General features: G+C 35.2%; 20 protein-coding genes and 2 tRNA genes. 9 read left to right on the top strand and 13 right to left on the bottom strand.

Annotated elements, in window-relative coordinates; translation table 11 throughout:
* Nucleotides 1-162: 162 nt before the first annotated feature.
* From ABEB31_RS06430 to mutS, 3 genes are all read right to left on the bottom strand, one after another.
* Nucleotides 163-248, bottom strand: a tRNA-Leu gene (locus ABEB31_RS06430).
* Nucleotides 249-262: 14 nt separating this feature from the next.
* Nucleotides 263-335: transfer RNA gene (locus ABEB31_RS06425), tRNA-Gly, on the bottom strand.
* Between the two features lie 160 nt (nucleotides 336-495).
* The gene (mutS, locus tag ABEB31_RS06420) at nucleotides 496-3,102 is read right to left on the bottom strand and encodes a DNA mismatch repair protein MutS (protein ID WP_347050525.1); all 2,607 of its coding nucleotides are present in this window, start codon (nucleotides 3,100-3,102) and stop codon (nucleotides 496-498) included.
* 155 nt (nucleotides 3,103-3,257) lie between these two features.
* Between mutS and ABEB31_RS06415 the strand changes: the two genes are divergently transcribed.
* The 3 genes from ABEB31_RS06415 (at nucleotide 3,258) to ABEB31_RS06405 (ending at nucleotide 6,537) form a co-directional block, all read left to right on the top strand.
* Nucleotides 3,258-3,689: a DUF1573 domain-containing protein gene (locus tag ABEB31_RS06415; RefSeq protein WP_347050524.1), complete on the top strand. Its 432-nt coding sequence runs from the start codon at nucleotides 3,258-3,260 to the stop codon at nucleotides 3,687-3,689.
* A gap of 73 nt (nucleotides 3,690-3,762) precedes the next feature.
* The gene (locus tag ABEB31_RS06410) at nucleotides 3,763-4,299 is read left to right on the top strand and encodes an RNA methyltransferase (protein WP_347050523.1); all 537 of its coding nucleotides are present in this window, start codon (nucleotides 3,763-3,765) and stop codon (nucleotides 4,297-4,299) included.
* 42 nt (nucleotides 4,300-4,341) lie between these two features.
* Nucleotides 4,342-6,537 (top strand): Ig-like domain-containing protein, encoded by a 2,196-nt coding sequence (locus ABEB31_RS06405; protein WP_347050522.1) that lies wholly within the window; start codon nucleotides 4,342-4,344, stop codon nucleotides 6,535-6,537.
* A gap of 265 nt (nucleotides 6,538-6,802) precedes the next feature.
* Here ABEB31_RS06405 and folK read toward each other — a convergent pair whose 3' ends face one another.
* Entirely contained in the window at nucleotides 6,803-7,939 is a 1,137-nt protein-coding gene (gene folK, locus ABEB31_RS06400) for a 2-amino-4-hydroxy-6-hydroxymethyldihydropteridine diphosphokinase (RefSeq protein ID WP_347050521.1), read from the bottom strand.
* A 138-nt stretch (nucleotides 7,940-8,077) separates the two neighbouring features.
* Between folK and sppA the strand changes: the two genes are divergently transcribed.
* The 3 genes from sppA to ABEB31_RS06385 all read left to right on the top strand — a co-directional run bounded on the left by sppA (nucleotide 8,078) and on the right by ABEB31_RS06385 (nucleotide 13,555).
* Nucleotides 8,078-9,835 (top strand): signal peptide peptidase SppA, encoded by a 1,758-nt coding sequence (gene sppA / locus ABEB31_RS06395; RefSeq protein ID WP_347050520.1) that lies wholly within the window; start codon nucleotides 8,078-8,080, stop codon nucleotides 9,833-9,835.
* A gap of 7 nt (nucleotides 9,836-9,842) precedes the next feature.
* Nucleotides 9,843-10,793: an alpha/beta hydrolase family protein gene (locus tag ABEB31_RS06390; RefSeq protein WP_347050519.1), complete on the top strand. Its 951-nt coding sequence runs from the start codon at nucleotides 9,843-9,845 to the stop codon at nucleotides 10,791-10,793.
* Nucleotides 10,794-10,957: 164 nt separating this feature from the next.
* Nucleotides 10,958-13,555, top strand: coding sequence for an AsmA-like C-terminal region-containing protein (locus tag ABEB31_RS06385; RefSeq protein WP_347050518.1), 2,598 nt, complete (start codon nucleotides 10,958-10,960; stop codon nucleotides 13,553-13,555).
* 85 nt (nucleotides 13,556-13,640) lie between these two features.
* Here the strand turns inward: ABEB31_RS06385 and ABEB31_RS06380 are convergent, their stop codons facing one another.
* Nucleotides 13,641-14,687, bottom strand: coding sequence for a glycosyltransferase family 9 protein (locus ABEB31_RS06380; RefSeq protein ID WP_347050517.1), 1,047 nt, complete (start codon nucleotides 14,685-14,687; stop codon nucleotides 13,641-13,643).
* A 152-nt stretch (nucleotides 14,688-14,839) separates the two neighbouring features.
* The gene (locus ABEB31_RS06375) at nucleotides 14,840-15,634 is read right to left on the bottom strand and encodes a DUF2797 domain-containing protein (RefSeq protein ID WP_347050516.1); all 795 of its coding nucleotides are present in this window, start codon (nucleotides 15,632-15,634) and stop codon (nucleotides 14,840-14,842) included.
* 233 nt (nucleotides 15,635-15,867) lie between these two features.
* Here ABEB31_RS06375 and ABEB31_RS06370 point away from each other — a divergent pair, with 233 nt between their 5' ends.
* Nucleotides 15,868-17,379 (top strand): GH3 auxin-responsive promoter family protein, encoded by a 1,512-nt coding sequence (locus tag ABEB31_RS06370; RefSeq protein WP_347050515.1) that lies wholly within the window; start codon nucleotides 15,868-15,870, stop codon nucleotides 17,377-17,379.
* 100 nt (nucleotides 17,380-17,479) lie between these two features.
* Nucleotides 17,480-17,698 (top strand): redox-active disulfide protein 2, encoded by a 219-nt coding sequence (locus ABEB31_RS06365; RefSeq protein ID WP_347050514.1) that lies wholly within the window; start codon nucleotides 17,480-17,482, stop codon nucleotides 17,696-17,698.
* 447 nt (nucleotides 17,699-18,145) lie between these two features.
* Here ABEB31_RS06365 and serB read toward each other — a convergent pair whose 3' ends face one another.
* The 7 genes from serB to ABEB31_RS06330 all read right to left on the bottom strand — a co-directional run bounded on the left by serB (nucleotide 18,146) and on the right by ABEB31_RS06330 (nucleotide 22,303).
* Nucleotides 18,146-19,375, bottom strand: a complete 1,230-nt coding sequence (gene serB, locus ABEB31_RS06360; RefSeq protein WP_347050513.1) for a phosphoserine phosphatase SerB — start codon at nucleotides 19,373-19,375, stop codon at nucleotides 18,146-18,148.
* A gap of 155 nt (nucleotides 19,376-19,530) precedes the next feature.
* The gene (locus tag ABEB31_RS06355; protein WP_347050512.1) at nucleotides 19,531-19,968 is read right to left on the bottom strand and encodes a VOC family protein; all 438 of its coding nucleotides are present in this window, start codon (nucleotides 19,966-19,968) and stop codon (nucleotides 19,531-19,533) included.
* 137 nt (nucleotides 19,969-20,105) lie between these two features.
* Entirely contained in the window at nucleotides 20,106-20,543 is a 438-nt protein-coding gene (locus ABEB31_RS06350) for an SRPBCC family protein (protein ID WP_347050511.1), read from the bottom strand.
* Between the two features lies 1 nt (nucleotide 20,544).
* Nucleotides 20,545-20,955 (bottom strand): VOC family protein, encoded by a 411-nt coding sequence (locus tag ABEB31_RS06345; protein WP_347050510.1) that lies wholly within the window; start codon nucleotides 20,953-20,955, stop codon nucleotides 20,545-20,547.
* Nucleotides 20,956-21,052: 97 nt separating this feature from the next.
* A complete protein-coding gene (locus ABEB31_RS06340) occupies nucleotides 21,053-21,457 on the bottom strand; it encodes an SRPBCC family protein (protein ID WP_347050509.1) in 405 nt (134 codons plus the stop codon).
* Nucleotides 21,458-21,488: 31 nt separating this feature from the next.
* Complete coding sequence (locus tag ABEB31_RS06335; protein WP_347050508.1) at nucleotides 21,489-21,893, bottom strand: SRPBCC domain-containing protein; 405 nt, start codon at nucleotides 21,891-21,893, stop codon at nucleotides 21,489-21,491.
* Entirely contained in the window at nucleotides 21,893-22,303 is a 411-nt protein-coding gene (locus ABEB31_RS06330; RefSeq protein WP_347050507.1) for a VOC family protein, read from the bottom strand. Before ABEB31_RS06330 ends, ABEB31_RS06335 begins: the two co-directional genes overlap by 1 nt.
* 140 nt (nucleotides 22,304-22,443) lie before the next feature.
* On the opposite strand from ABEB31_RS06330, the gene ABEB31_RS06325 reads away from it, so the two are divergent.
* On the top strand, nucleotides 22,444-23,409 hold the full coding sequence (locus ABEB31_RS06325; RefSeq protein WP_347050506.1) for a GlxA family transcriptional regulator: 966 nt from the start codon (nucleotides 22,444-22,446) through the stop codon (nucleotides 23,407-23,409).
* Nucleotides 23,410-23,556 lie beyond the last annotated feature (147 nt).

The raw sequence follows: 23,556 nt of genomic DNA, 5'->3' as shown, positions 1-23,556 counted from the left end.
TCTTAGATTCTTAGATTCTTAGATTCTTAGATTCTTAGATTCTTAGATTCTTAGATTCTTAGATTCTTAGATTCTTAGATTCTTAAAATAAATTTACTTTGTAAATTTATTTTAAGCAAGTTTAGACAATAAAAAAAGCCTCTTCAAAAGAAGAGGCTTTAGTACTCAGAGCGGGACTTGAACCCGCACGAACATTGCTGTTCACTGGATTTTAAGTCCAGCGTGTCTACCAATTTCACCATCCGAGCATTGTATGGTTTTGAGCGAAAAACGGGGCTCGAACCCGCGACCTCGACCTTGGCAAGGTCGCGCTCTACCAACTGAGCTATTTTCGCATTTCAAATTTTATAAAGAACCACAACACTTGATTTGTTTCGTATTGCGAGTGCAAATTTAGGACATTTATTCAATTATACAAGCCTTTTTACAAAAAAAATTAAGCTTATTTTATAACTTTCTGATAACCTAAAGTTTAAATTTAAAAAAATAGGAAATTTATTTTTTCACCAGCATTCTTTTGATCTCATTCAATTTCATTAATGCCTCAACCGGCGTAATGGCGTTGATATCAAGACTCAAAATTTCTTCTTTTATTTCTTCCAGTAAAGGATCATCCAGATTGAAGAAACTCATTTGAATTTCATCATTTGGTGCTTTTATACCATTTAAAGCATCATTTGAGTGGTTCTTTTCTAATTTCTTTAAAAGCTTTTGCGCTTTGGAAATAACCAGCTGCGGCATTCCGGCCATCTTTGCTACGTGAATTCCAAAACTATGAGCACTTCCTCCTTTTACAAGCTTACGCACAAAAAGTACCGTATCTTTTAATTCTTTTACAGCCACATTAAAATTCTGAATCCTCGGTAATGATTCTGTCATTTCGTTCAATTCATGGTAATGCGTAGCAAAAAGTGTTTTGGCTTTTGAAGGATGCTCATGAAGAAATTCGGCAATTGCCCAGGCGATCGAGATACCGTCATACGTACTGGTTCCTCTTCCAATTTCATCCAGCAGAACCAAACTTCTGTCTGAAATGTTATTCAAAATAGAAGCTGTCTCATTCATCTCCACCATAAAGGTGGACTCTCCCATCGAAATATTATCTGAAGCCCCAACTCTGGTAAAAATTTTATCGACAATTCCCATTCTCACACTGTCAGCAGGAACAAAACTCCCCATTTGTGCCAGAAGTACAATAAGCGCTGTTTGTCTTAAAATCGCTGATTTACCCGACATGTTGGGTCCGGTAATCATAATAATCTGCTGTGTCTCGCGATCCAGAAAAACATCATTTGCAATATAAGGGGTTCCAACAGGCAATTGTTTTTCGATTACGGGATGACGGCCATTTTTAATTTCCAATTCAAATGTATCATCAATTTCCGGACATACATATTGGTTTTCAACAGCCATTTGCGTAAACGAACACAAACAATCCAACTGCGCTACCAGATAGGCATTCATTTGAACCGGTTTGATATATGTCCCAATCCATGCTACCAATTGATCAAAAAGCTCACCTTCAATTTTATAAATTTTCTCTTCTGCGCCTAAAATTTTGGTTTCGTATTCCTTTAACTCTTCTGTTATATAACGCTCTGCATTTACTAAAGTTTGTTTACGAATCCATTCTTCCGGAACTTTATCTTTATGCGTATTTCTTACTTCAATATAATATCCAAAAACATTATTAAAAGAAATTTTTAACGAAGAAATCCCGGTTCTTTCTGATTCTCTCCTTTCAATTCCTTCCAAAAATTCCTTGCCCGAAGTTGAAATAGCACGCAATTCGTCCAGTTCTTCATTAATACCCGCAGCAATGGCGTTTCCTTTTGCGATTGCAACAGGGGCATCCTGATTCAATGTTGTTCTAATCTTTTCCCTAAGCAGTTCACATGCATGAAGACTATCACCAATTACTTTTACAGCTTCCTGCGGACTTTCGAGCGCCAGGGTTTTTATCGGGATAATGGCATCCAGAGATTCTTTTAAATAAACAATTTCCCTTGGAGAAACTTTCCCTGCTGCAATTTTAGAAATTAAACGCTCCAAATCTGAAACCTGTTTAATCTGATGTTGGATGTTATGGAGAATTTCTGGATTTGATTTTAAATAGGCTACAACTTCATGTCGGCCTTTTACTTTATTAATGTCCTTTAAAGGTAAAGCCAGCCAGCGTTTTAGCAGACGTCCCCCCATCGGCGAAAGCGTTTTATCAATCACATCCAAAAGCGTTACTGCATTTGGATTATAACTATGATATAGCTCCAGATTTCGAATGGTAAAACGATCCATCCATATATAAGCATCTTCTGCAATACGCTGAATCGCCGTTATATGCTGTACCCTGTTATGCTGCGTTTCGGATAAGTAATACAGAATCGCTCCTGAAGCAATAATACCTTCTTTCAGTTCTTCAACCCCAAATCCTTTTAATGAAACGGTTTGAAAATGTTTGGTCAGTGTTTCAACAGCATAATCTTCTTTGTACATCCAGTCTTCCAGATAAAAACAATGAAAATCTTCTCCAAAAGCATTCTTAAAATCAGTTTTGCATGTTTTGGGAACTAAAACCTCACTTGGATTAAAATTCTGGAGCAACTTATCAATATATTCCGCATTTCCTTGCGCGGTTAAGAACTCACCTGTCGAAACATCAAGAAAAGAAACTCCGATATTTTTATTAGCAAAATAAACCGATGCTAAGAAATTATTTGATTTTGAATGTAATACCTCGTCATTTAAGGAAACGCCGGGAGTCACCAGCTCCGTCACGCCTCTTTTTACAATTGTTTTTGTCATTTTAGGATCTTCCAGCTGATCACAGATCGCTACACGAAGTCCCGCTTTTACTAATTTAGGCAGATAGGTGTTGACAGAATGATGCGGAAATCCCGCCAAAGCAGTCTCAGTATCAGATCCCGCGCCTCTTTTTGTCAGGGTTATACCTAAAATTTTAGAAGCTCTGATGGCGTCTTCTCCAAAGGTTTCATAAAAATCCCCTACTCTGAAAAGCAGACAGGCATCAGGATATTTACTCTTGATTTCGTTGTACTGTTTCATTAAAGGCGTTTCCTTTACCACTTTATCTTTAGCTGCCAAATTAGTATGTTTTTAAATGAAAATTAAGACAGCGAATTTATGATTTTTTAGCGGCATATCGAAAGCTTCAAAAATTAAAATATTTTAAGATATTTTTAGGTTCTGATTTAAGAATTTTACATAGCTTTGTTCATCATTAAAAAAGACCCTAAAAGATGAAAAAAATAATTTTATTCGCTATGTTAGCTGTTGCTGGTATCACGGCTACGAATGCACAAACAACTAAAAAAGCTAAGGCTGCTAAGGTTGCAAAAGTTGAAGGAGCAGGAATGCTTTTCGAAACTGAAACTATCGATTACGGAACTGTTGCTCACAATGCTGATGGTAAACGTGAGTTTGTTTTTGTAAATAATGGTACTAAACCATTAATCATTACAAATACTCAGGGATCTTGCGGATGTACTGTTCCAACTACTCCAAAAGAGCCGATTGCACCAGGTGCTAAAGGTGTTATTGGTGTAAAATATGCTACTGACAGAGTTGGTGCTTTTACAAAAACGGTGACAGTGACTTCTAATGCAGAAGGTCAGCCAACAAAAATCCTTACAATTAAAGGTACAGTTTTACCAGATCCGGTAAAAAGCTAATCTGAAAAACATTTAAATAATCAAAAAGCTTCCTTATCTTTGGAAGCTTTTTTTATGACTTGAAATCAAAACAATGAGAAAACTCGAAAACAGCGAACTGGAACGTAAATCGATTGAAGATTTTAAAAAATCTGAAAAAACACCTTTAATATTAGTTTTAGATGACATTCGAAGTCTGCACAATATTGGTTCTGTTTTTAGAACTGCAGATGCGTTTTTGATTGAAAAAATAATTTTATGCGGTATTACCGCAACCCCTCCAAATAAGGAAATTCATAAAACCGCTCTTGGCGCAACCGAAACTGTTGCCTGGGAACATCATGAAAATGTGCTGGAAGTTATTGAAAAACTAAAAAGTGAAAATGTACTGACACTGGCAATCGAACAGGTTGAAAGTGCGATTTTTCTTCAGGATTTTAAAACTGAAAAAAATCAGAAATATGCTCTTGTTTTTGGAAATGAAGTGTATGGTGTAGCACAGGAAGCTGTTGCTTTATGCGATGGCTGCATCGAAATTCCTCAGCTTGGTACGAAACACTCGTTAAATATTGCGGTAAGTGCAGGAATCGTAGTTTGGGACTTATTTCAAAAAATAAACTGGGTTAGATAGAAATTTATTTTTTTATTATTAATTAATTGATATTTTTAGCGAATGAAAAATATCAAATTATTAATCATTCCTTTTTTATTTTCCGTTTTAAGTTTTAATTTTTCCAATGCAAATGGAAATACTAAATCATTTAACAAAAAGAATGCAATTTCTTCAAAACAAACTATAAAACTTCATATAAAGAAATTAATCCAAGCCGGATTTGTAATTGATCCGCCAAAACTTATCGCGCAGGGAGACCAGCTTTATTGCCCGCAGACTTCGGTCAAAATAGTTACCGATTTTAATATTACGCATGATCCTGCTGAAAATGGAACTCAGGTTCTCTACATTCAGATTTCTTCAGGATATTCGAATGGTCTGGACCGACTGGAACTAACAAATCCGACATTGCATCCTAATATTATAACAAGTTGGGACGCTGCCTCAGGAAAGTTACGATTATCCGGAACGAATCCTACTACAGAAATCCCTTATACCGATTTTGTTTCTGCAGTAAAAGATATTGAATTTACCAATTCCTCAGCAACAGCTTCAGGGACAAGAACATTTTCTATTACGATTGGTCAGGCCAACTACCTGCCTTCAACAGGACATTATTATTTGTTTATACCCAATATTGGCGTTACCTGGACAAATGCCCGCGATTTGGCCGCAGCCAGCACTTATTACGGACTTCAAGGATATCTGGCAACCGTTTTATCTGCCGATGAAGCTAAATTAATCGGCGAACAGGCTTCCGGAACCGGATGGATCGGAGGAAGTGATGCAGAAACTGAAGACATCTGGAAATGGGTTACAGGTCCAGAAGCCGGAACTGTTTTCTGGAATGGAAATGCAAATGGATCAACCCCTAATTTTGCCTTTTGGAATTCTAACGAACCAAATCAGCAAGGCGATGAGGATTATGCTCATATTACCCAGCCGGGAGTTGGAATTAGAGGTTCATGGAATGATTTGTCCAATACCGGATCATTAAACAATGGTGATAATTATCAACCAAAAGGATACGTTGTCGAATATGGCGGAATGCCTGGTGAAAGTCCGTTAGAAATTGCTGCAAGCACAAAAATCACCATTCCCGCAGTTACGCCGGGAGGCACCCCGGCGGCCGTTTGTGATTCGGGAAGTTTTACATTTAATGCCACAGCAAATATTGGAACTATCAATTGGTATGATGCTGCAACAGGAGGAAATTTACTCGCTACAGGAACGACTTACACTACACCAATAATTAATACAACTGCTGTTTATTATGTTGATGCAGGCTGTGAAATAAACCGTAAATCGGTGACTGCAACTGTAAACACAACTCCACCACCACCACTTGCCGAACAAAATGAGTATTCGAATTGCGGTGCGGGATCTGTAATTATAAAAGCCACCTCAAATATTGGAAGTATAAACTGGTATGCTTCATCAACGGGAGGCACTAGTTTATTTACCGGAACAAATTTTACAACACCCACAGTTTCGTCCAATACCACTTATTATGCCGAAGCTTCCAATAATGGTTGTATCAATCCTGACCGTACTCCGATAAATATAACCATTTATACTCCACCGGTTGTTACCAACGAAACCCTTACTATATGTCAGTCTGAAACTATAACTTTAGATGCCGGAATTCCCGGAATGAATTACCTGTGGTCAAATGGAGCGACTACTCATTCTATTGCAATTAATACCGGAGGCACATATACAGTTGACGTTACAAGCCCTTCGCCAGAGAACTGTACGAGTAGAAAAAGCATTTTGGTTGAAGAAAGAAAAATTCCACAAATTGATCGCGTTGATGTTGAAGGAACACGAGCAATTGTATATCCTGTCAAAACCGAAGATTACTTTGAATATTCTGTAGATGGCGTTAATTATCAGGACTCCAATATTTTCTTTGACGTTCCCGGCGGACTTCAGACAGCTTACATCAGAGAAAAAAGCGGATGTGGAAATGATGCTGTAAAACAATTTGTTGTACTGGTTTTTCCTCCTTTTTTTACTCCGAACAATGATACGTATAATGATGTCTGGGAAGTTACCGGAATGGAAAATTATCCTCAGGCTGTTATTACTATCTTTGACCGATATGGAAAATTAATTGCCCACCTAAGCAGATCCAAAATGAGCTGGGACGGCACTTTAAAACAAAGTCCGCTTCCCGCTTCTGATTACTGGTACGCTTTAAAAGTAGATGATTCGATGCCCATTTTAAGAGGCCATTTTACTTTGAAAAGATAATTTAATTAGAAAATTCGTTAATTTGATAATTAGATAATTTCTGCTGCGCGCTCCAAATTAATTAATTTTCTAATTGTCTCATCTCAAACTCAATTAGAAAATTCGTCAATTTGATAATTAGATAATTTATACTGCACACTTCAAATTAATTAATTTTCTAATTGTCTCATCTCAAACTCAACTAGAAAATTCGTCAATTTGATAATTAGATAATTTCTGCTGCGCGCTTCAAATTAATTAATTTTCTAATTGTCTCATCTCAAACTCAATTAGAAATTTTCTTCTGAATTTCTTCAAGAATATAACTATAATCTTCGTGTTTCTTTACAAAATCACGATCAGAAACGTCAATAATCAAAACATTCAAATCTGTTTGCGATTTGATATATTCTAAGTAACCGTTATTGATTTTTTCTAAATAATCAGCTTCGATATTTTGTTCGTAATTGCGTCCTCGTTTTTTAATATTTTGCAGCAGCCGTTCTGTATTCTGATACAAATAAATATAGAGATCGGGTTTTGGCATTTCTTTGTAAATGATATCAAAAAGATTTCTGTACAAACGATATTCATCTTCTGCAAGGGTTATTTTGGCAAATATCAGGGATTTAAAAATATGATAATCAGCTACAATGAAATCTTTAAATAAATCAAACTGAGCCAGATCATCTGATAATTGCTGATAACGATCGGCTAAAAAAGACATTTCTAAAGGAAAAGCATAGCGGTTTTGATCTTTATAGAACTTAGGCAAAAACGGATTATCTGCGAAGCGCTCTAAAACGGTTTTAGCATTAAAATCCTCGGCAATTTTTTTTGCCAATGTTGTTTTTCCCGCACCAATATTTCCTTCAAAAGCAATATAATTAAACTGATTGAGCCGAATTTCACTCAGCGGATTTTTCAAATCGCTTACCACGCTGCAGACACTTTCGTCCGGGCTCACTGCGATAAGTTCCGAAATTGTTTTCTGCAAAACAGGATGTTTCCAGTTTAGCTTTAAATCCTGCATCGGAAGAAGTACAAAATTTCTGTTTTGCATAAGCGGATGCGGAATCTGAAGTTTTTCAGAATCAATTATCTCATCATCAAAAGCAATCACATCCACATCAATAATCCTTGACTGATACCCTTCCTGATTCAAACGAATTCTTCCCAGTTCTTTTTCTACTTTTAAAACCTGACTAAGTATTTTATAAGCAGAACAATTGGTATGCAAAAGAAGAGCACAATTATAAAACGCATCGCTTTCAAAACCCCATGCCGGAGTCTCATAAAGTTTGGAAACCTGAATAACAGTCCCAACATTCTGATGTATTAAATCAATACAATTTTGAATGTTTTCCAGTCTGTTGCCCTGGTTGCTGCCTATCGATAAAACGACCTGATGCTGTAATTTCATAATTAATGCAAATTAACTAAAACTATTTTAGAATTAACCAATATATTTGTGAAACGACGTTGTAAAACTTAGCAATAATTTACATGTCTAATTTGTAACATTTTGCCCCTTTTCGCTACTTATTAAAAAAATATACTTATGAAGTTTTTAGGAAATGTACTTGCCACGGTAATTGGTATTTTTGTTTTTATGATGCTCTTTTTTTTCGGAGTAATCTTTCTTGGAGCCATTTTTGGCGGAGACGACGCCGTTTCTGTTAAATCTGACTCGGTTATCGAACTAAATTTAAAAGAAATTAATAATGACTACGCGGGGAAATATAAAGATCCGTGGGTTACTGTCTTTTCAGACAAAAAAGGCATTGGGTTAACCGATGTAATTAATGCCATTGAAGCCGCTAAAACCGATGATAATATCAAAGGAATTTCGATTCTAAACGATGAATCTTCTCTTGGTCTGGCACAATATAAAGATTTAAGAAATGCTCTTGAAAGTTTTAAAAAATCAGGAAAATTTGTCTGGGCTTATGCCAATACTTATTCCCAGAAAGAATATTATTTAAACTCTGTAGCCAATACCGTTTATATTAATCCGGCGGGAGATTTAGATTTTAAAGGACTTTCTTCTGAAATTATGTTTTTCAAAGATTTTCAGGATAAATCGGGAATTCACATGGAAGTTATCCGTCACGGAAAATACAAAAGTGCTGTTGAACCTTTCTTAGAAAATAAAATGAGCGACGCCAACAGAGAGCAGATTACGGCGCTTTTAAATTCGGTTTGGTCTACTATTTCTACAGATATTTCTAAAAGCAGAAATATTTCGCTTCCGAAACTAAATGAAATTGCAAACGGACTTTTAGCCCGAACTCCCGAAATGGCAAAACAGCAGCGTCTGGTAGATATTGTTGCTTATGAAGATGTTTATCATGATGCCATCAGAAAAGCGCTAAAAGTAGACAAAGAGGAAGATTACAATAAAATTTCCATCTTAGATTATACTCAAAATAACATTACAACAGCTTTAGCCAATACAGCTACTGATCAAATCGCTATTATTTACGCTCAGGGCGAAATTATGGGTGGCGAAGGCGATGTAAACACAATTGGGGAAGGTTCTATGCGTCGCTCCCTGCAGGAAGCGAGAAAAAACGATGATGTAAAAGCTATCGTTCTTAGAATTGACAGTCCCGGCGGAAGCGCCTTAACTTCAGATTTAATCTGGAGAGAGATTGAAATCACTAAAAAAGTAAAACCGGTAGTGGTTTCTATGGGAAATTATGCCGCATCGGGAGGATATTATATTGCCTGCAACGCTAATAAAATATTTGCCGAAAGCAACACTATTACGGGATCTATCGGAGTTTTTGGAATTTTACCCAATTTCAGTCCGCTTGCGAATAAATTAGGGATTAATTCTGAACAAGTTAAAACTCACGAAAACGCAGCCAATTACAGTCCGTTTCGTCCTGTTGATGAGAACTTTAAAGCTTTTACGTTAGAAGGAGTAGAAAAAATCTACAATACTTTTGTTACTCATGTTGCAGAAGGCCGTAAAATGACTTTCGAACAAGTTGATGCGATTGCACAAGGCAGAGTATGGTCTGGAAGTGAGGCTATTAAAATTGGCTTAGTAGATAAAATCGGCGGATTGAATGACGCTGTTGCGGAAGCAGCACGAATTGCTAAAATAAAAAAATACAGCACTCAGAATTATCCTGAATATGAAAAAACTCTAAATGACTTACTTTCTGGTCTTCCTTTTGCAAAATCAAAAGAAGCCTTTATTAAGGAAGAAATCGGAGAAGAAAATTATCTTCTGCTGGAGCAGGTAAAAAAATTACAAAAACAAAAAGGAGTGCAGGCGATATTGCCTTACGGAATCAATATTTATTAATTGAAAGATGAATAAAGTAATTCTTTTTTTAACAGTTTTATTTTGGAGTTTTATAAATGCACAAAATAAAAAAGAAATCACTTTTAAGGAAACTCCCGCAGTTCTTAAAATAAATAAAGATCAGATTTTTGGTACACTGACAACTCCGGATCTGACAAAAAAATATCCTGTTGCTTTAATTATTGCCGGATCCGGGCCAACGGACAGAGACGGAAATAATCCGATGATGAAGAACAACTCGTTAAAAATGCTGGCCGAAGCGCTAGCCAAAAACGGAATTGCTTCATTACGATTTGACAAGAGAGGAATTGCCGAAAGTAAAACCGCGGGAGGAGTTTCTGAAAGCCATTTGGTTTTTGAAAATTATGTAGAAGACGTTAAAAGCTGGATAAATTATCTAAAACAAGACAAACGCTTTTCTAAAATTATCGTAATTGGTCATAGTGAAGGTTCCTTAATAGGAATGTTGGGCGGCTTAAAAGCTGATAAATTTATTTCGATTGCAGGAGCCGGAGAATCTGCCGATCTGCTTTTAAAAAAGCAAATTGGTTCTAAGTCGGTCAAACAAATTGAAAATATGACTTTTCCCATTATCGACAGTTTAAAAAACGGTTTTACGGTAAAGAAAGTCGATCCAATGCTGAATTCTCTTTTCAGGCCAAGTGTTCAGCCCTATTTAATCTCGTGGTTCAAATACAATCCTCAGACAGAAATTAAAAAGCTGACCATACCGGTCTTAATTTTACAGGGAAACAATGACATACAGGTTTCGGTTAAGGATGCCGAAAATTTATCTCAGGCAAACAAAAACGCAGAACTTCTAGTTGTAGACAAAATGAATCACATCATGAAAATTGTTGAAGGTGACATTCAGGCTAATATGGCAAGCTATAGTAATGAAACACTTCCGGTCTCAGAAACCCTGATCGACAAAATAGTCTCATTTATACATAAATAAATAAAATAAAGACACTTAAAAATCCGTTTTGAATTATATCAAAGCGGATTTTTTTTTTAAAAAATTACATATTATTCTTACATTTTAAGAAAAATTTATCTTTGGGCTCTCCTAAAAAAAACTATTTTTGTGAAGTCAATTCTAAAACCCTCAAATCTATTAATATGCTAAAAAAAGTTTTAAAAATAAGTGCCATTGTTCTGGTGGTAATTATTGCGGCATTATTTGCCATACCGTATTTATTTAAAGATCAAATTAAAGCCAAAATTGTCGATGCCATTAACGAAAGTGTCGATGCTAAAGTAAGTTTTGCAGATGCCGATTTAAGCTTATTCAGGAACTTTCCCAATGCTACCGTGGGAATTGAAAAGCTTGTAATTATCAACAAAGCTCCTTTTGAAGGCGATACATTGGTTTCTCTAGGCGAATTGAATTTAAAAATGAGTATTAAAGAACTTTTCAAAGGAAAAGAAGAGCCTTTAAACATTGAAGGCGTTAGTTCTTCTAACGGATTAGTTAATATTATTTTTAATAAAGACGGTGTCGGAAACTTTGATATTGCTTTAAAGGATAAAAAGGACGATAAAAAAGAGGAAGCAGGAAAACCGCTTTCATTGAAAATTCAGAACTATAAAATCGAAAATTTCACTTTCAGATACATCGATCAGGGTTCTAAAATTAAAATGGTAATTGACAGTCTGAATCACGAAGGAACAGGAGACTTTACCAATTCCAAATTAGACCTGAACACCAAGACTACCGCTAAAGTGTCTCTGGATATGGATAAAATGAATTACATGAAAAATGTAAAGCTGACTCTGGATGCAGTTCTTGGGATTGATCTGGACAAAAGCAAATATACTTTTAAAGAAAATAAGGCTTTAATTAACCAATTGCCATTGGAGTTTGACGGATTTATTCAAATGGCTGAAAAAGCTCAGATCTACGACTTAAAATTTAAAACTCCTACCTCATCCTTTACCAACTTTTTAGGCTTAATTCCTTCAGCTTATTCTTCAGGGCTTGATGGCGTGAAAACGACGGGAGATTTTACAGTTAATGGTTTTGCAAAAGGAGAATTAACAGAAACGACAGTTCCTAAATTCAATATTGAGATTGCATCCAACAATGCTTCATTCCAATATCCAAATCTGCCAAAATCTGTTCAGAATATTGTAATTGACACGAAAATCATCAACGAAACCGGTATTTTGAATGATACCTATGTCAATTTAGATAAGCTGTCGTTCAGAATTGATCAGGATGTTTTTAGCGCTAAAGCGAATATTAAAAATATTACCGTAAATCCAATTGTCGATGCGGCTTTAAAAGGAACAATTAATTTGGCTAACCTTTCAAAAGCTTATCCAATTAAAATGGAAAAACCTTTAGCAGGTATTTTAAAAGCAGACGTGACTACCAATTTTGATATGGCCTCTGTAGAAAAAAGTCAATATCAAAACATCAAAAATGCAGGTACTATGAGTTTGTCAGGATTTAAATATACTGATGAAAACAACAAATCAATGAACATTAGTACAGCATTAGTGCAGTTTAATACAAGTACAATCAACCTGAAGCAATTTGAGGCAACAACCGGAAAAAGTGATTTGAGCATAAACGGAGTTTTGGAAAACTTCTACGGTTTTATGTTTAAAAAACAAGAACTGAAAGGTAACTTCAATATGAGTTCTAACCAGTTGGCTGTTGATGATTTTATGACATCGGGAGAACCGGCGAAAACAGAAAGCAAAACACCGGCGAAACCTGCTGAGGCAATGAAAATTCCGGCTTTTCTGAATTGTACCTTAAATGCAAAAGCTACAACTGTTTTATATGACAATCTAAAACTAAAAGATGTATCCGGAAAACTGATTATCAAAGATGAAAAAGCAATTTTAGAGAACTTTAAAACCTCAATTTTTGGCGGTTCGATTGGTTTGACCGGGACAGTTTCTACAAAAGAAAAAGTACCGACTTTTGATATGAACTTAGGCTTTAACCAAGTAGATATTGCGCAGACTTTTACGCAGTTGGACATGATGAAAAAAATCGCTCCTATTGCCGGAATTATCAATGGAAAATTAAATTCTACTATTAAGCTAAACGGAAATCTGGATGCAAAAGAACTGACTCCTGATTTAAAATCTCTATCGGGAGATTTATTAGGGCAATTACTTTCTACTACTGTAAATTCTAAAAATTCTACCCTTTTAAATTCGTTGAGTTCAAACGTTAAATTTCTGGACTTAAACAAATTAAACCTAAACGATTTAAAAATGGCTTTGACTTTTGATAACGGAAAGGTCAACGTAAAACCTTTCGATATTAAATATCAGGATATTAAAGCAACCATTGGAGGAACTCACGGTTTTGACCAAACCATGAATTACAATATCAAATTTGATGTACCGGCTAAATACTTAGGAACAGAAGCTAATAATCTGATTAATAAGCTCTCATCTGCAGATGCTGCAAAACTGGACAATATTCCGATTAATGCTGCTTTGACAGGAAACTTTTCCAATCCTAAAATTAGTACCGATATGAAAGCTGCTGTGAGCAACCTGACTACACAATTGGTAAATCAGCAGAAAGAGAAACTTACACAAAAAGGAACTTCGGCCTTAACAGATCTGATTAATAAAAACACTAAAGCAAAAGACACAACACAAGCTGCAAAGACAGAAAAAGAGCAAAAAACTCAGGAAGTGACTAAAAAAGCAAGTGATTTATTAAATGGTCTTTTTAAGAAAAAATAAAGACGTTACCAGATACTTAGTTAGTGAGGAACTAAGCTTTTATTATAAAAAGAAAATCCTGTTCAGATGAACAGGATTTTCTTTTTTACTTATTCAGAACTTTATCAATTGCTTTAATGAAATCGGGAATTCCTAAAACTTGTGTATCTAAGCCTCTGCTTCCATTTCCGTACGGTTCATATTTTTTCATGTTGGTACTTGAAAACAAACCTAAAGTTGGTGCTTTTGCAGCACTTGCCAAATGCATAATTCCACTGTCTGCTCCTACAAATACATCAACATTTGCGAGAACAGAACCAATTTCGCGAACATCCTTACTGTAAAAAGTTGGTGCTTCAAAATTGATTTGGGAAACATTTTCGACTGGGAGAACTTCTATAATATTACATGCGCTGTATTCTTTTTTTAGGGCTGTGTAAAATTCATTCCACCATTCTACGCTATAACATTTTTCTCCTGTTGCAAAGGTAAAAATGGCAATTGTCTTTTTAGCAGGATCAATAATCGCGTTCAGAATAGCTTTTCCGTTGGCAATTTCTTTTTCTGATAATTTTAAATCTAAAAGCGCAACAGGTTCATTTTTATTTTCAATTCCAACCTGATTTAAAAAATACCTGAAATTATATACAGGATATTTTGCAATATGATCGTAATCTTCATTGTCGAGAGTTACACCTTCAGGAAGATTTCCGAAAAATTTATATTTAGCGCTTGAAAATTTAACAGCTAATCTTCCGGAAGAAGAGTTCTGATCGACGTTTATAGCGATATCATAGTTTTGTTTTCGAATTAAGGTCCAGACTTTAAAATATTTTATTAATTCTTTAAAAGGCTTTTTAGGAAGGGGAATAATTTTATCTACGTTCTCGTATTCTTCAAAAACAATTGGCGCGACAAAACCCTTTACAAAAACATCAATTTTGCATCCGGGAAAAGTTTTAGATACTTCCTGTACCAACGGCGTAATTAAAAGCATATTACCTAATCGACCATTTGGTCTGGAGATTAAAACTTTTTTTATTTTACTCTTATCAATTGGTCCAACATTGCCACTGCCTGAATTACCAACATTCTTGGTTAAACTCTGCATTAGCGAACGTCTAAAAGCATTTACTTTATTTTTGTTACTCATGTGGTACTTGTTTTTGAAAGATTAAATTAGCTTCTTTACTTCAAAGCTATAATTATTCATCAAGTAATTAACACAAAAAGGCAAATAAAATTGCAAATTTTAAATTAAAATAACTTAAACCTAAAAAAGGGAAACAATTTAGTAATAAAATATTACACGTTAATTGTTACGACATAACCTTCTGAACCGCGAATATTAAAAACAGTTCCGTTTTCAAATAGTAAGTACTGTCCTTTAATTCCAGTTAATCTTCCGGTAAAAGAAGGCGTTTTGTCCAGATTTAGACTATTTACTTTTGCAGGGTAACTTAAAACGGGATATTGTAACTCGTACAAATCATCTTTTTGAGTATAAAAATATTCTCGCGCTTCTGCGGGAATTAAGTTTTCTAATTTTGCTTTCTCTGCTATTAAATCGAATGTTTCAACCGAATTTTGAAGCATTTTTCTCCAATTGGTTTTATCTGTATAATATTCTTTTAAAGCAACCTCTGTAATTCCCGCAAGGTATCGATTTGGAACCTCAATAACAGCTATAGCCTGAGAAGCGCCCTGATCGATCCAGCGGGTAGGAACCTGCGTTTTGCGTGTTACGCCAACTTTGATTTCGCATGCCGATGCCAGATACACAATATGAGGCTGTAACTGCACTTTTGTTTCGTAATCCAGATCGCGGTCGGCAATTCCTAGATGTGCCGTACTTAATTCGGGTCTCATAATCCAGTCTCCCACCGCAGGACTGGAATAAAAGCAGTCGTAACAAAAACCCTGTCTGTATATTTTTTTCTTTTTACTGCAATTTAAACATTGAAAACCAACAAAATTAATTTCAATTTCTTTGTCCAGCAATTGGTTAACATTCAGAAAACTATCTTCAAAAACCAGGTAATATTGAATTGGACTTCCAAGTTCTGTTTGCATTTTTGTCAGGACACCTTGATATTGCATTCGTATTTTATTTATGTTGCTGATTTATAATTATCAAAAGAATTAAAGATTTTAGTGTTAAAATTCGACTTAATGTATAGAATCTTTATCCGAAATCTCATGGTTTTTTACAAAAAAACATTATTTTTGATATGGTGACAAAGTTACTGTTTGTCTGGCTATATTCAAATTTTAAGTTTTTTGTTTTACACAATTGTAAGATTAAAAACAAAAGTAATCTAAAAAACAAATTCATGCCTTTATCTATAATTAATTCGTTTGCATCCTGGGTTCTGAAACAAAGAATTCATCAAATTGAACTATTCTTAAAATATCCAAATGAAGTTCAGGAAGAATTACTGCACAACTTATTAACGGCATCTGAAAATACGGTTATTGGCAAGCAATATGAATTTTCCAGTATTAAATCTTACCAGACATTTGCAGAAAGAGTACCAATTGCAACTTATGAAGAACTGCAGCCTTTGATTGAGCGCACTCGACTGGGAGAACAAAATGTTTTTTGGGAAACCCCAATTAAATGGTTTGCCAAATCAAGTGGAACTACTAACGCTAAAAGCAAATTTATTCCGGTAAGTAATGAAGCTTTGGAAGACTGTCATTATAAAGGCAGTAAAGATTTATTGTGCCTTTATCTGAATAACAATGAGGACTCAGAATTATTTTTAGGAAAAAGTCTCCGTCTGGGAGGAAGTTCTCAGATTTACGAAAATAACAATACTTATTTTGGAGATTTATCTGCAATTTTAATTGAAAATATGCCAATCTGGGCAGAATTCAGCAGTACGCCAAGCAGTAAAACTTCGCTGATGAGCGAATGGGAAACGAAAATTGAGGCAATAATCAACGAAACGAAAAATGAAAATGTGACCAGTTTTGCAGGTGTACCTTCGTGGATGCTGGTTTTGATGAATAAGGTTCTGGAAAATACCGGAAAGCAAAGCTTACTGGAACTTTGGCCAAATCTGGAAGTTTATTTTCACGGTGGCGTGAGCTTTTCTCCGTACAAAGAACAATATAAAAATATACTTCCAAGTAAAGATTTTAAATACTATGAAATCTATAATGCTTCTGAAGGCTTTTTTGCCATTCAGGATTTGAATAATTCCAGCGATTTACTGTTAATGCTTGATTACGGGATTTTTTATGAATTTATTCCAATGGAAACTTTTGGAACTCCGGAGCAAAAAGTAGTTCGTCTTGCCGAGGTAGAACTGAATAAAAACTATGCGATTGTAATTACGACAAATTCCGGTTTGTGGCGCTACTTAATAGGTGACACGGTTCGCTTTACTTCTTTAAATCCGTATCGAATCAGAGTTACCGGAAGAACCAAACATCATATTAATGTTTTTGGCGAAGAATTGATGGTAGAAAACACTGATCAGGCTATTGCTAAAGCCTGCGAGGTTACAAAAACAGAAGTAATCGATTATACTGTAGCTCCTATTTTTATGCAGGACAAGGAAAAAGGGGCACACGAATGGATGATTGAATTTAAAAAACATCCCGCCGATGTTGGCCTTTTTCAAAAAGTGCTGGATGAAACGCTGCAGACGTTAAATTCTGATTACGAAGCAAAACGTTACAACAATATGACATTAAATCCTTTGGTAGTAAATGTTGCCAGAGAAAACCTTTTTTATGACTGGCTAAAAGAAAGAGATAAATTGGGCGGTCAGCATAAAATTCCGAGACTTTCGAATCAGAGAGATTATTTGGAGCAGCTGAAGGAGATGTGTTAATTTTTTCGCCACGAATTCACGAATTAAAAATTGACAAACGCATTGATATTCTAAAACTATTTTATTTAATAACATGATGAAAAATACAAAATTCAGCGAAATGACCACAGAAGAACTGATTAAAAATCAGAAGACTTTGAAAACGGTCAATAGTATTTTTGCAGTTGTGTTGTTGATGTTATTTGCTCTTAACGTATATATCGTTTTGAGAAAAGGTTTTAGTGCTATGAATGTCGTTCCTGTTGCTTTGTTGCCAATTCTTTTTTTGAATATTAATAATTTGAAGGAGATTAAAAGGGAATTGGAATCGCGAGAATAAAAAGCTATTTTAACTTTCACTTCTAACTTTTTTGAATTGCCACTAGCTTTAGCTAGTGGTTTGTAAAAAAGTCTCATTAGGGGCTTTAGCCAAATTTAAACTATTTGGCTAAAGCCTTTTTTTTGTATTTTCCAAACCTCCAGCTAAAGCTGAAGGCAATTCATAGTTTTTTTTACTTTTAAAATTATATTTCAATGAAAAACCATAATTCCACTAAACCCGCATGAGGGATAGAAGTGGAAATCCTTTTTTGTCTCGTTTTTTAACGAGACAAAAAAGATTGGGAGCGGATATGGCGGGTCATGCCCAAATAAAAAACCTCAGATCTCTTACTAAGAACTGAGGTTTTGTTTTTTTATTTTGTTGTTGAGCTACTTGCGTTCCTTCTCCCGAAGCCTCGGGATCGATCAGGATGACAAAACTATCGTGACTATTTTATTAATAGATCTACATCATATCAATATACCTGTCATGATAACCTAAAAGATATAAAACTCCGTCAAGACCTAAACTGGAGATTGACGTTGAGGCACTTTCTTTTACTTTCGGTTTGGCATGGAAAGCAATTCCTAAACCTGCGAGATTAAGCATTGGTAAGTCGTTTGCTCCGTCACCTACTGCAATGGTTTGGTTAATGTGAATACCTTCTTTATCTGCTATTGCTTTTAAGTGTTCGGCTTTCTTCTGACCGTCGACAATATCGCCGATATATTTTCCGGTTAGTTTTCCGTCTTTAATTTCTAATTGATTGGCATGAACGTAATCTATTCCCAGTTCTTTTTGAAGGTATTCTCCAAAATAAGTAAATCCTCCGGAAAGAATGGCCGTTTTGTAGCCGTAATATTTTAAAGCTTTCATTAAACGATGCGCGCCTTGTGTGATAGGCAGATTGATGGCAACGTTTTGCAAAACTTCTTCGCTCAAACCTTCGAGCAATGCCATACGCTGTTTGAAACTTTCGTTGAAATCAATTTCTCCATTCATAGCCGATTCTGTAATGGCACGCACCTGCTCGCCTACTCCGTTTAGTTCGGCCAATTCATCTATTACTTCGGTCTGGATTAAAGTAGAATCCATATCGAAGCAAACCAAACGGCGGTTTCTTCTGTAAATATTATCTTCCTGAAATGAAATATCGACATTTAATGTTCTGGAAATTTCCATGAAACTTGCTGTCATGATAATCTTGTTGACAATTTCGCCCGTTACAGACAATTGAATGCAGGAACGCGGATATTGCTCCTTTTCGACAATCGATGTTCTTCCAGTTAATCTGATTATCGAATCGATATTCAGGTTCTGATCTGACATTATTTTGGTTACTGCTGCCAATTGGGAAGCGGCCAGTTTTTCTCCTAAAATATTAATTATGTAACGTTGTTTGGATTGCGATTTTACCCAGGTTTCGTAATCTTCGATGGAAATCGGAATAAATTTTACTTTTATTTCAAGTTCATAAGCTTTAAACAAAAGATCTTTTAAAACCGGTGCAGAAGAAGATCCCGCTTCGATTTCGAATAAAATACCTAAAGAAAGTGTGTCATGAATATCAGCCTGGCCGATGTCCAGAATATTAGCGTTATAGGCTGCCAATACAGCTGTTAAACCTGCCGTTACTCCAATTTTATCATGTCCTGAAACTTTTAATAAAATTATCTCTTTATCTTCTGCTGTCATTTTTTCCTGTGAATTTGAAGCGACAAAAATCGACAATCTCCCGTTGATAAAAAAGAATAATCTTTGTTTTTTTGAAAAGAAAAAGCACATTTTCATGTGCTTTTTCGAGTAATTTAACAATTATGTTCCGCTATTAAAATAACGTAACTTTTAAGTTATTTATTTGGAACATTCTTATCAAAATTAACCATCCAATTTATTCCGAACTTGTCTTTAAACATTCCAAAATAAGCTCCCCAGAAAGTATCATTTAGAGGCATTTCAACTTTTCCTCCGGCAGATAATCCGTTAAAAATTTTTTCTGTTTCTTCTCTGCTGTCGGGGTTTACTGTTACAGAGATATTATCTCCAAAAACAACATCTCCATATCGGGGATGACTGTCGCTTCCCATTAAGATGGTATTTCCAATTGAAAGGGAAATATGCATGATCTGATTTGAATCTGCTTCAGATAAAGGTGCTTCTCCATCTTGTAAAGGAGCATCTTTATACCTTCCAACATGTGGAAATTCACCGCCAAAAACGGATTTGTAAAATAGAAATGCTTCTTCGCATGTTCCGTTAAATAATAAATAAGGGTTTACTGTTGCCATTGTTTTTTGTTTTTTTTTAGTCCTTAGTTTTTTAGTCCTTAACCCATAGGGTCTGTTTTTTAGTATTTAGTTCCTAGTATTAATTAGTGTTCTAATCTAAAGACTAAAAAACTAAGGACCAGGGACTAAGTACAAGACTATTTTTCAGCCAGTTCTTTTATAACTTGTAAGCCTTTAGGAAAAGCTTCTTTAAAATAATCTATATGTTTTTCTATTACATCCACTTCAGACTGAAGATCGACCATATCTCCCTTTTGAGTGAGTCGGTAGGTTTCCATGGCACCAACCCACTTTTGGGTTTCTTCGTTTGGCGGCACTTCTTTAAAATCTTTAATTTCTCCCATATGCTTAAATGCCATGTATTCGTTCGGAATTTTAGTTTCTATAATACTATTCATTCCTTCTCCGGTAGGTCCTAAAAAATAAATTTTATCACCTTCGTTCCAGTTCGTTTCAACGTAACTTCCTTCACAGAACGCGCTTGTCCATTTTCTGTAAGTTTCGTCATCCCATAAAACTTTCCAGACTTTTTCTCTGGTAGACTTGATACTGATATTAAATACTAATTTTTCCATCTTAATTGGGTAATTTATTAAAGTCCATGAATAAAACATTCCAGCGATGACCATCCAAATCGGCAAATCCGAAGCCGTACATCCAACCCTGACTCTCGGCAGGAGGAGCAAAAACAGTTCCCCCGGCATCCTCTACTTTTCTTGCCAGTTCATCAACTTCTTCTTTACTTTCTGCATCAATAGAAATCAAGATTTCCGAACTTGTTTGGGTATCTGTCAGACTGTTTTGCGAAAAACTGGAGAAAAGCATTTCTTCAAAAAGCATTACCACAAAATGTCCTTCACCCACAACCATACAAGTAGAACTTGGTGTATCGTGCTGTTCATTAAACGAAAAACCAATTTTCCAGAAAAAATCTTTTGCTTTTGCTACATCCTTTACAGGAAGATTCAACCATATTTGTTTTGTCATTTTTTTTTATTTTTTGTGTTAGATATTTTGTAAGATATATACTTTTTGCAATTAATTTTATGCTTTAATCTCGGTTGCCCTATTGTGCACGTTGAATCTAATTTGACTCCACATAAGTTTTAAAATTATTTAAAATTGCCTGCCAGCCGCCTTTTTGCATCTCTTCTGAGTTTTCACTTTCGGGTTCAAAACGTTCCGTTATTACTACTCCGTCCGGAGTTTCGGCGAAGGTTATTTCTACTTTCCTGCCGTCGCCCATTGTATAATTTATGGCCTCGTTATCTCTGACCAAAGTATATTCTCCCCAAAAATCAAAACTCATGCTGCCGTCTTTGGCCGCCATAGTTGTTGAAAATTTACCACCTTCCCTCAAATCATTTTCAGCTTTTGGTGCGTGCCATTCCGGCGAAGCAAAAGCCCATTGCATTACATGTTCAGGCTGGTTCCAAAATTTCCAGACTTTTTCAGGCGATGCGTTTACGGTTGTTTGTATTGTTATCATTTTTAGTTTTTAAGAATTATATTACTATCTTTTAATGTAGTTCTGCATATTTTTTGAAATTGTCAATTACAGCCTGACACCATTCTTTCTGCATATTTTCCGAATCATGAATATTCGGCTCAAATATTTCAGAGATTGTGACAAGACCATTGTTCTCTTCAAAATGGATACTCCCCTTACGGTTATCAAAAAGTTGATATTCAATTAAGGAAAAATCTTTTAAATTGGTATATATTCCTTCAAAATCAAACCCTGTACTTTGGTCTTTAGCCTGCATGGTATATTTAAACTTACCATTGATACTTAGATCATTCTCTGCAAAAGTAGTATGCCATTCCTGCGAAGGATAATTCCACTTAATAATGTGCTGTGGCAAAGTCCATAATTCCCAGACTTTTTCAATCGATGCGTTTATAATGGTTTGTACCGAAATCATTATGAATTACTCGGAATGTTGTTTTCATCCATATAAAACACTTCCCAGTGATGTCCGTCTATATCAAGAAAAGTTTTTTGGTACATCCACCCATAATCATTTGCCTGATTATAATCGGTTCCACCGGCTTTTACCGCTTTTTGCATTATTTCATCTACTTGTTCCCGGGAATCTACAGAAATCGCAATAAGAACTTCGCTGGTAGTTTTGGTGTCACAAATTTGTTTTTTGGTAAACGTTTGATAAAACTCTTCCACCAAAAGCATTACGTTTATATTTTCTCCCACAATCATACAAGTTCCCTTGTCGTTAGTAAACTTTTCGTTAAACGAAAAACCCAGCTCAGTAAAGAAAGCTATGGAACGGTTTAAATCTTTTACGGCAATATTTAAGAAAATTTTTGTTTGCATCTTTATAAAATTACGAATTTATTAAAACAAATTTAAAATATTAAGATTAGTATAAAATGCCATTAAAAGTCATTTTTAGGGTCATTTAAGACAAATTGACTATTTTTGCATGGAAGCAGAATTTCAAAAATCACAAAATTATGAGTACGAAACTAGGTTTAATCATACCTCACGATTATAAATTACTAAGTATTGCTGCCATTTTAGAAGTATTTGAAACAGCAAATAAACTGACATCCGGAAAAGAAAAACCATTTGAAATTATAATTTTCCAGTCACAGGATCAAATCGATCACGGCAATTTATTTGGCTATAAAAGCAACGTAATTGAAACTTCGGATATTGTTCCGGATCTGATTTTGATTCCAGCCTTTACAACAGACAATATGGGTGAAATGATTAAGAAGAATAAAAATTTTATACCGTGGTTACAAAAACAACATCGCAGCGGCGCAGAGTTGGCCAGTTTTTGTACAGGTGCATTTTTATTTGCGGCGTCAGGTTTATTAAATGAAAAATTAGCTACTACTCATGTCGATGCCTGCAGTGCTTTTACAAAAGCATTTCCGATGGTTAAACTCAAAGCCGAAGAAACCCTGACCGCCGACGGAAGTCTATACACCAGCGGCGGATCTACTTCCACTTTTCATTTATTAATTCTTTTGGTTCAGAAATTCTGTGGAAACGAAATGGCTGTAAAAATCGCCAAAATATTTTCCATCGATTTAAATCGCTACAAACAAAGTTATTTCAGCACTTTCAGACCCAATCATTTACACAATGACGCCTTAGTCGCCCAATTGCAGCAAAAGATCGAAAGTCAATATCATTCTATCGAAAAACTCGAAGAAATCACAAAAGATATTCCGACCAGTGCCCGAAACATGACACGTCGTTTTAAACAGGTTACGGGAATTCCTCCAATTGAATATCTTCAAAATATCAGAGTAGAAAGTTCAAAAAAATATCTGGAACAGACACAACTTTCCATTTCTGAAATTATAGAAAAAACAGGTTATAATGACCCAAAGGCTTTCCGGAAAGTTTTTTACAAAATGGTTGGTATGAAACCTATTGAATACAGGGAGAAATTTAGGGTTCAATAATTTTTAGAAGCAGAAATTTAGTTTTCAAAAGACCACCATTCCTGCTCTACGCTATATCTTTTGCTCTCAACCCGAGAGCAAAAGGATGCCGCTTCGATCAGGGCTAAAGTAGAAGTTTTATTTTTCAAAAGAAACGATGATATGTAT

Origin of the sequence: Flavobacterium olei, assembly GCF_039749035.1 — a bacterium.
Lineage (GTDB): Bacteria > Bacteroidota > Bacteroidia > Flavobacteriales > Flavobacteriaceae > Flavobacterium > Flavobacterium olei.
The sequence above is the reverse complement of the archived record's forward strand: the minus strand, read 5'-3'. Positions and strand labels throughout refer to the sequence as shown.

Excerpts from the sequence above, each read along its gene's own strand:
- ABEB31_RS06385 (WP_347050518.1), top strand. The coding sequence starts at position 10,958 with ATGCTAAAAAAAGTTTTAAAAATAAGTGCCATTGTTCTGGTGGTAATT.
- ABEB31_RS06365 (WP_347050514.1), top strand. The coding sequence starts at position 17,480 with ATGACCACAGAAGAACTGATTAAAAATCAGAAGACTTTGAAAACGGTC.
- ABEB31_RS06345 (WP_347050510.1), bottom strand. The coding sequence starts at position 20,955 with ATGACAAAACAAATATGGTTGAATCTTCCTGTAAAGGATGTAGCAAAA.
- sppA (WP_347050520.1), top strand. The coding sequence starts at position 8,078 with ATGAAGTTTTTAGGAAATGTACTTGCCACGGTAATTGGTATTTTTGTT.
- ABEB31_RS06405 (WP_347050522.1), top strand. The coding sequence starts at position 4,342 with ATGAAAAATATCAAATTATTAATCATTCCTTTTTTATTTTCCGTTTTA.
- ABEB31_RS06350 (WP_347050511.1), bottom strand. The coding sequence starts at position 20,543 with ATGGAAAAATTAGTATTTAATATCAGTATCAAGTCTACCAGAGAAAAA.
- ABEB31_RS06325 (WP_347050506.1), top strand. The coding sequence starts at position 22,444 with ATGAGTACGAAACTAGGTTTAATCATACCTCACGATTATAAATTACTA.
- serB (WP_347050513.1), bottom strand. The coding sequence starts at position 19,375 with ATGACAGCAGAAGATAAAGAGATAATTTTATTAAAAGTTTCAGGACAT.
- ABEB31_RS06410 (WP_347050523.1), top strand. The coding sequence starts at position 3,763 with ATGAGAAAACTCGAAAACAGCGAACTGGAACGTAAATCGATTGAAGAT.
- ABEB31_RS06355 (WP_347050512.1), bottom strand. The coding sequence starts at position 19,968 with ATGGCAACAGTAAACCCTTATTTATTATTTAACGGAACATGCGAAGAA.
- ABEB31_RS06375 (WP_347050516.1), bottom strand. The coding sequence starts at position 15,634 with ATGCAATATCAAGGTGTCCTGACAAAAATGCAAACAGAACTTGGAAGT.
- ABEB31_RS06415 (WP_347050524.1), top strand. The coding sequence starts at position 3,258 with ATGAAAAAAATAATTTTATTCGCTATGTTAGCTGTTGCTGGTATCACG.
- ABEB31_RS06335 (WP_347050508.1), bottom strand. The coding sequence starts at position 21,893 with ATGATTTCGGTACAAACCATTATAAACGCATCGATTGAAAAAGTCTGG.
- ABEB31_RS06380 (WP_347050517.1), bottom strand. The coding sequence starts at position 14,687 with ATGAGTAACAAAAATAAAGTAAATGCTTTTAGACGTTCGCTAATGCAG.
- ABEB31_RS06370 (WP_347050515.1), top strand. The coding sequence starts at position 15,868 with ATGCCTTTATCTATAATTAATTCGTTTGCATCCTGGGTTCTGAAACAA.
- ABEB31_RS06340 (WP_347050509.1), bottom strand. The coding sequence starts at position 21,457 with ATGATAACAATACAAACAACCGTAAACGCATCGCCTGAAAAAGTCTGG.
- ABEB31_RS06390 (WP_347050519.1), top strand. The coding sequence starts at position 9,843 with ATGAATAAAGTAATTCTTTTTTTAACAGTTTTATTTTGGAGTTTTATA.
- ABEB31_RS06330 (WP_347050507.1), bottom strand. The coding sequence starts at position 22,303 with ATGCAAACAAAAATTTTCTTAAATATTGCCGTAAAAGATTTAAACCGT.
- folK (WP_347050521.1), bottom strand. The coding sequence starts at position 7,939 with ATGAAATTACAGCATCAGGTCGTTTTATCGATAGGCAGCAACCAGGGC.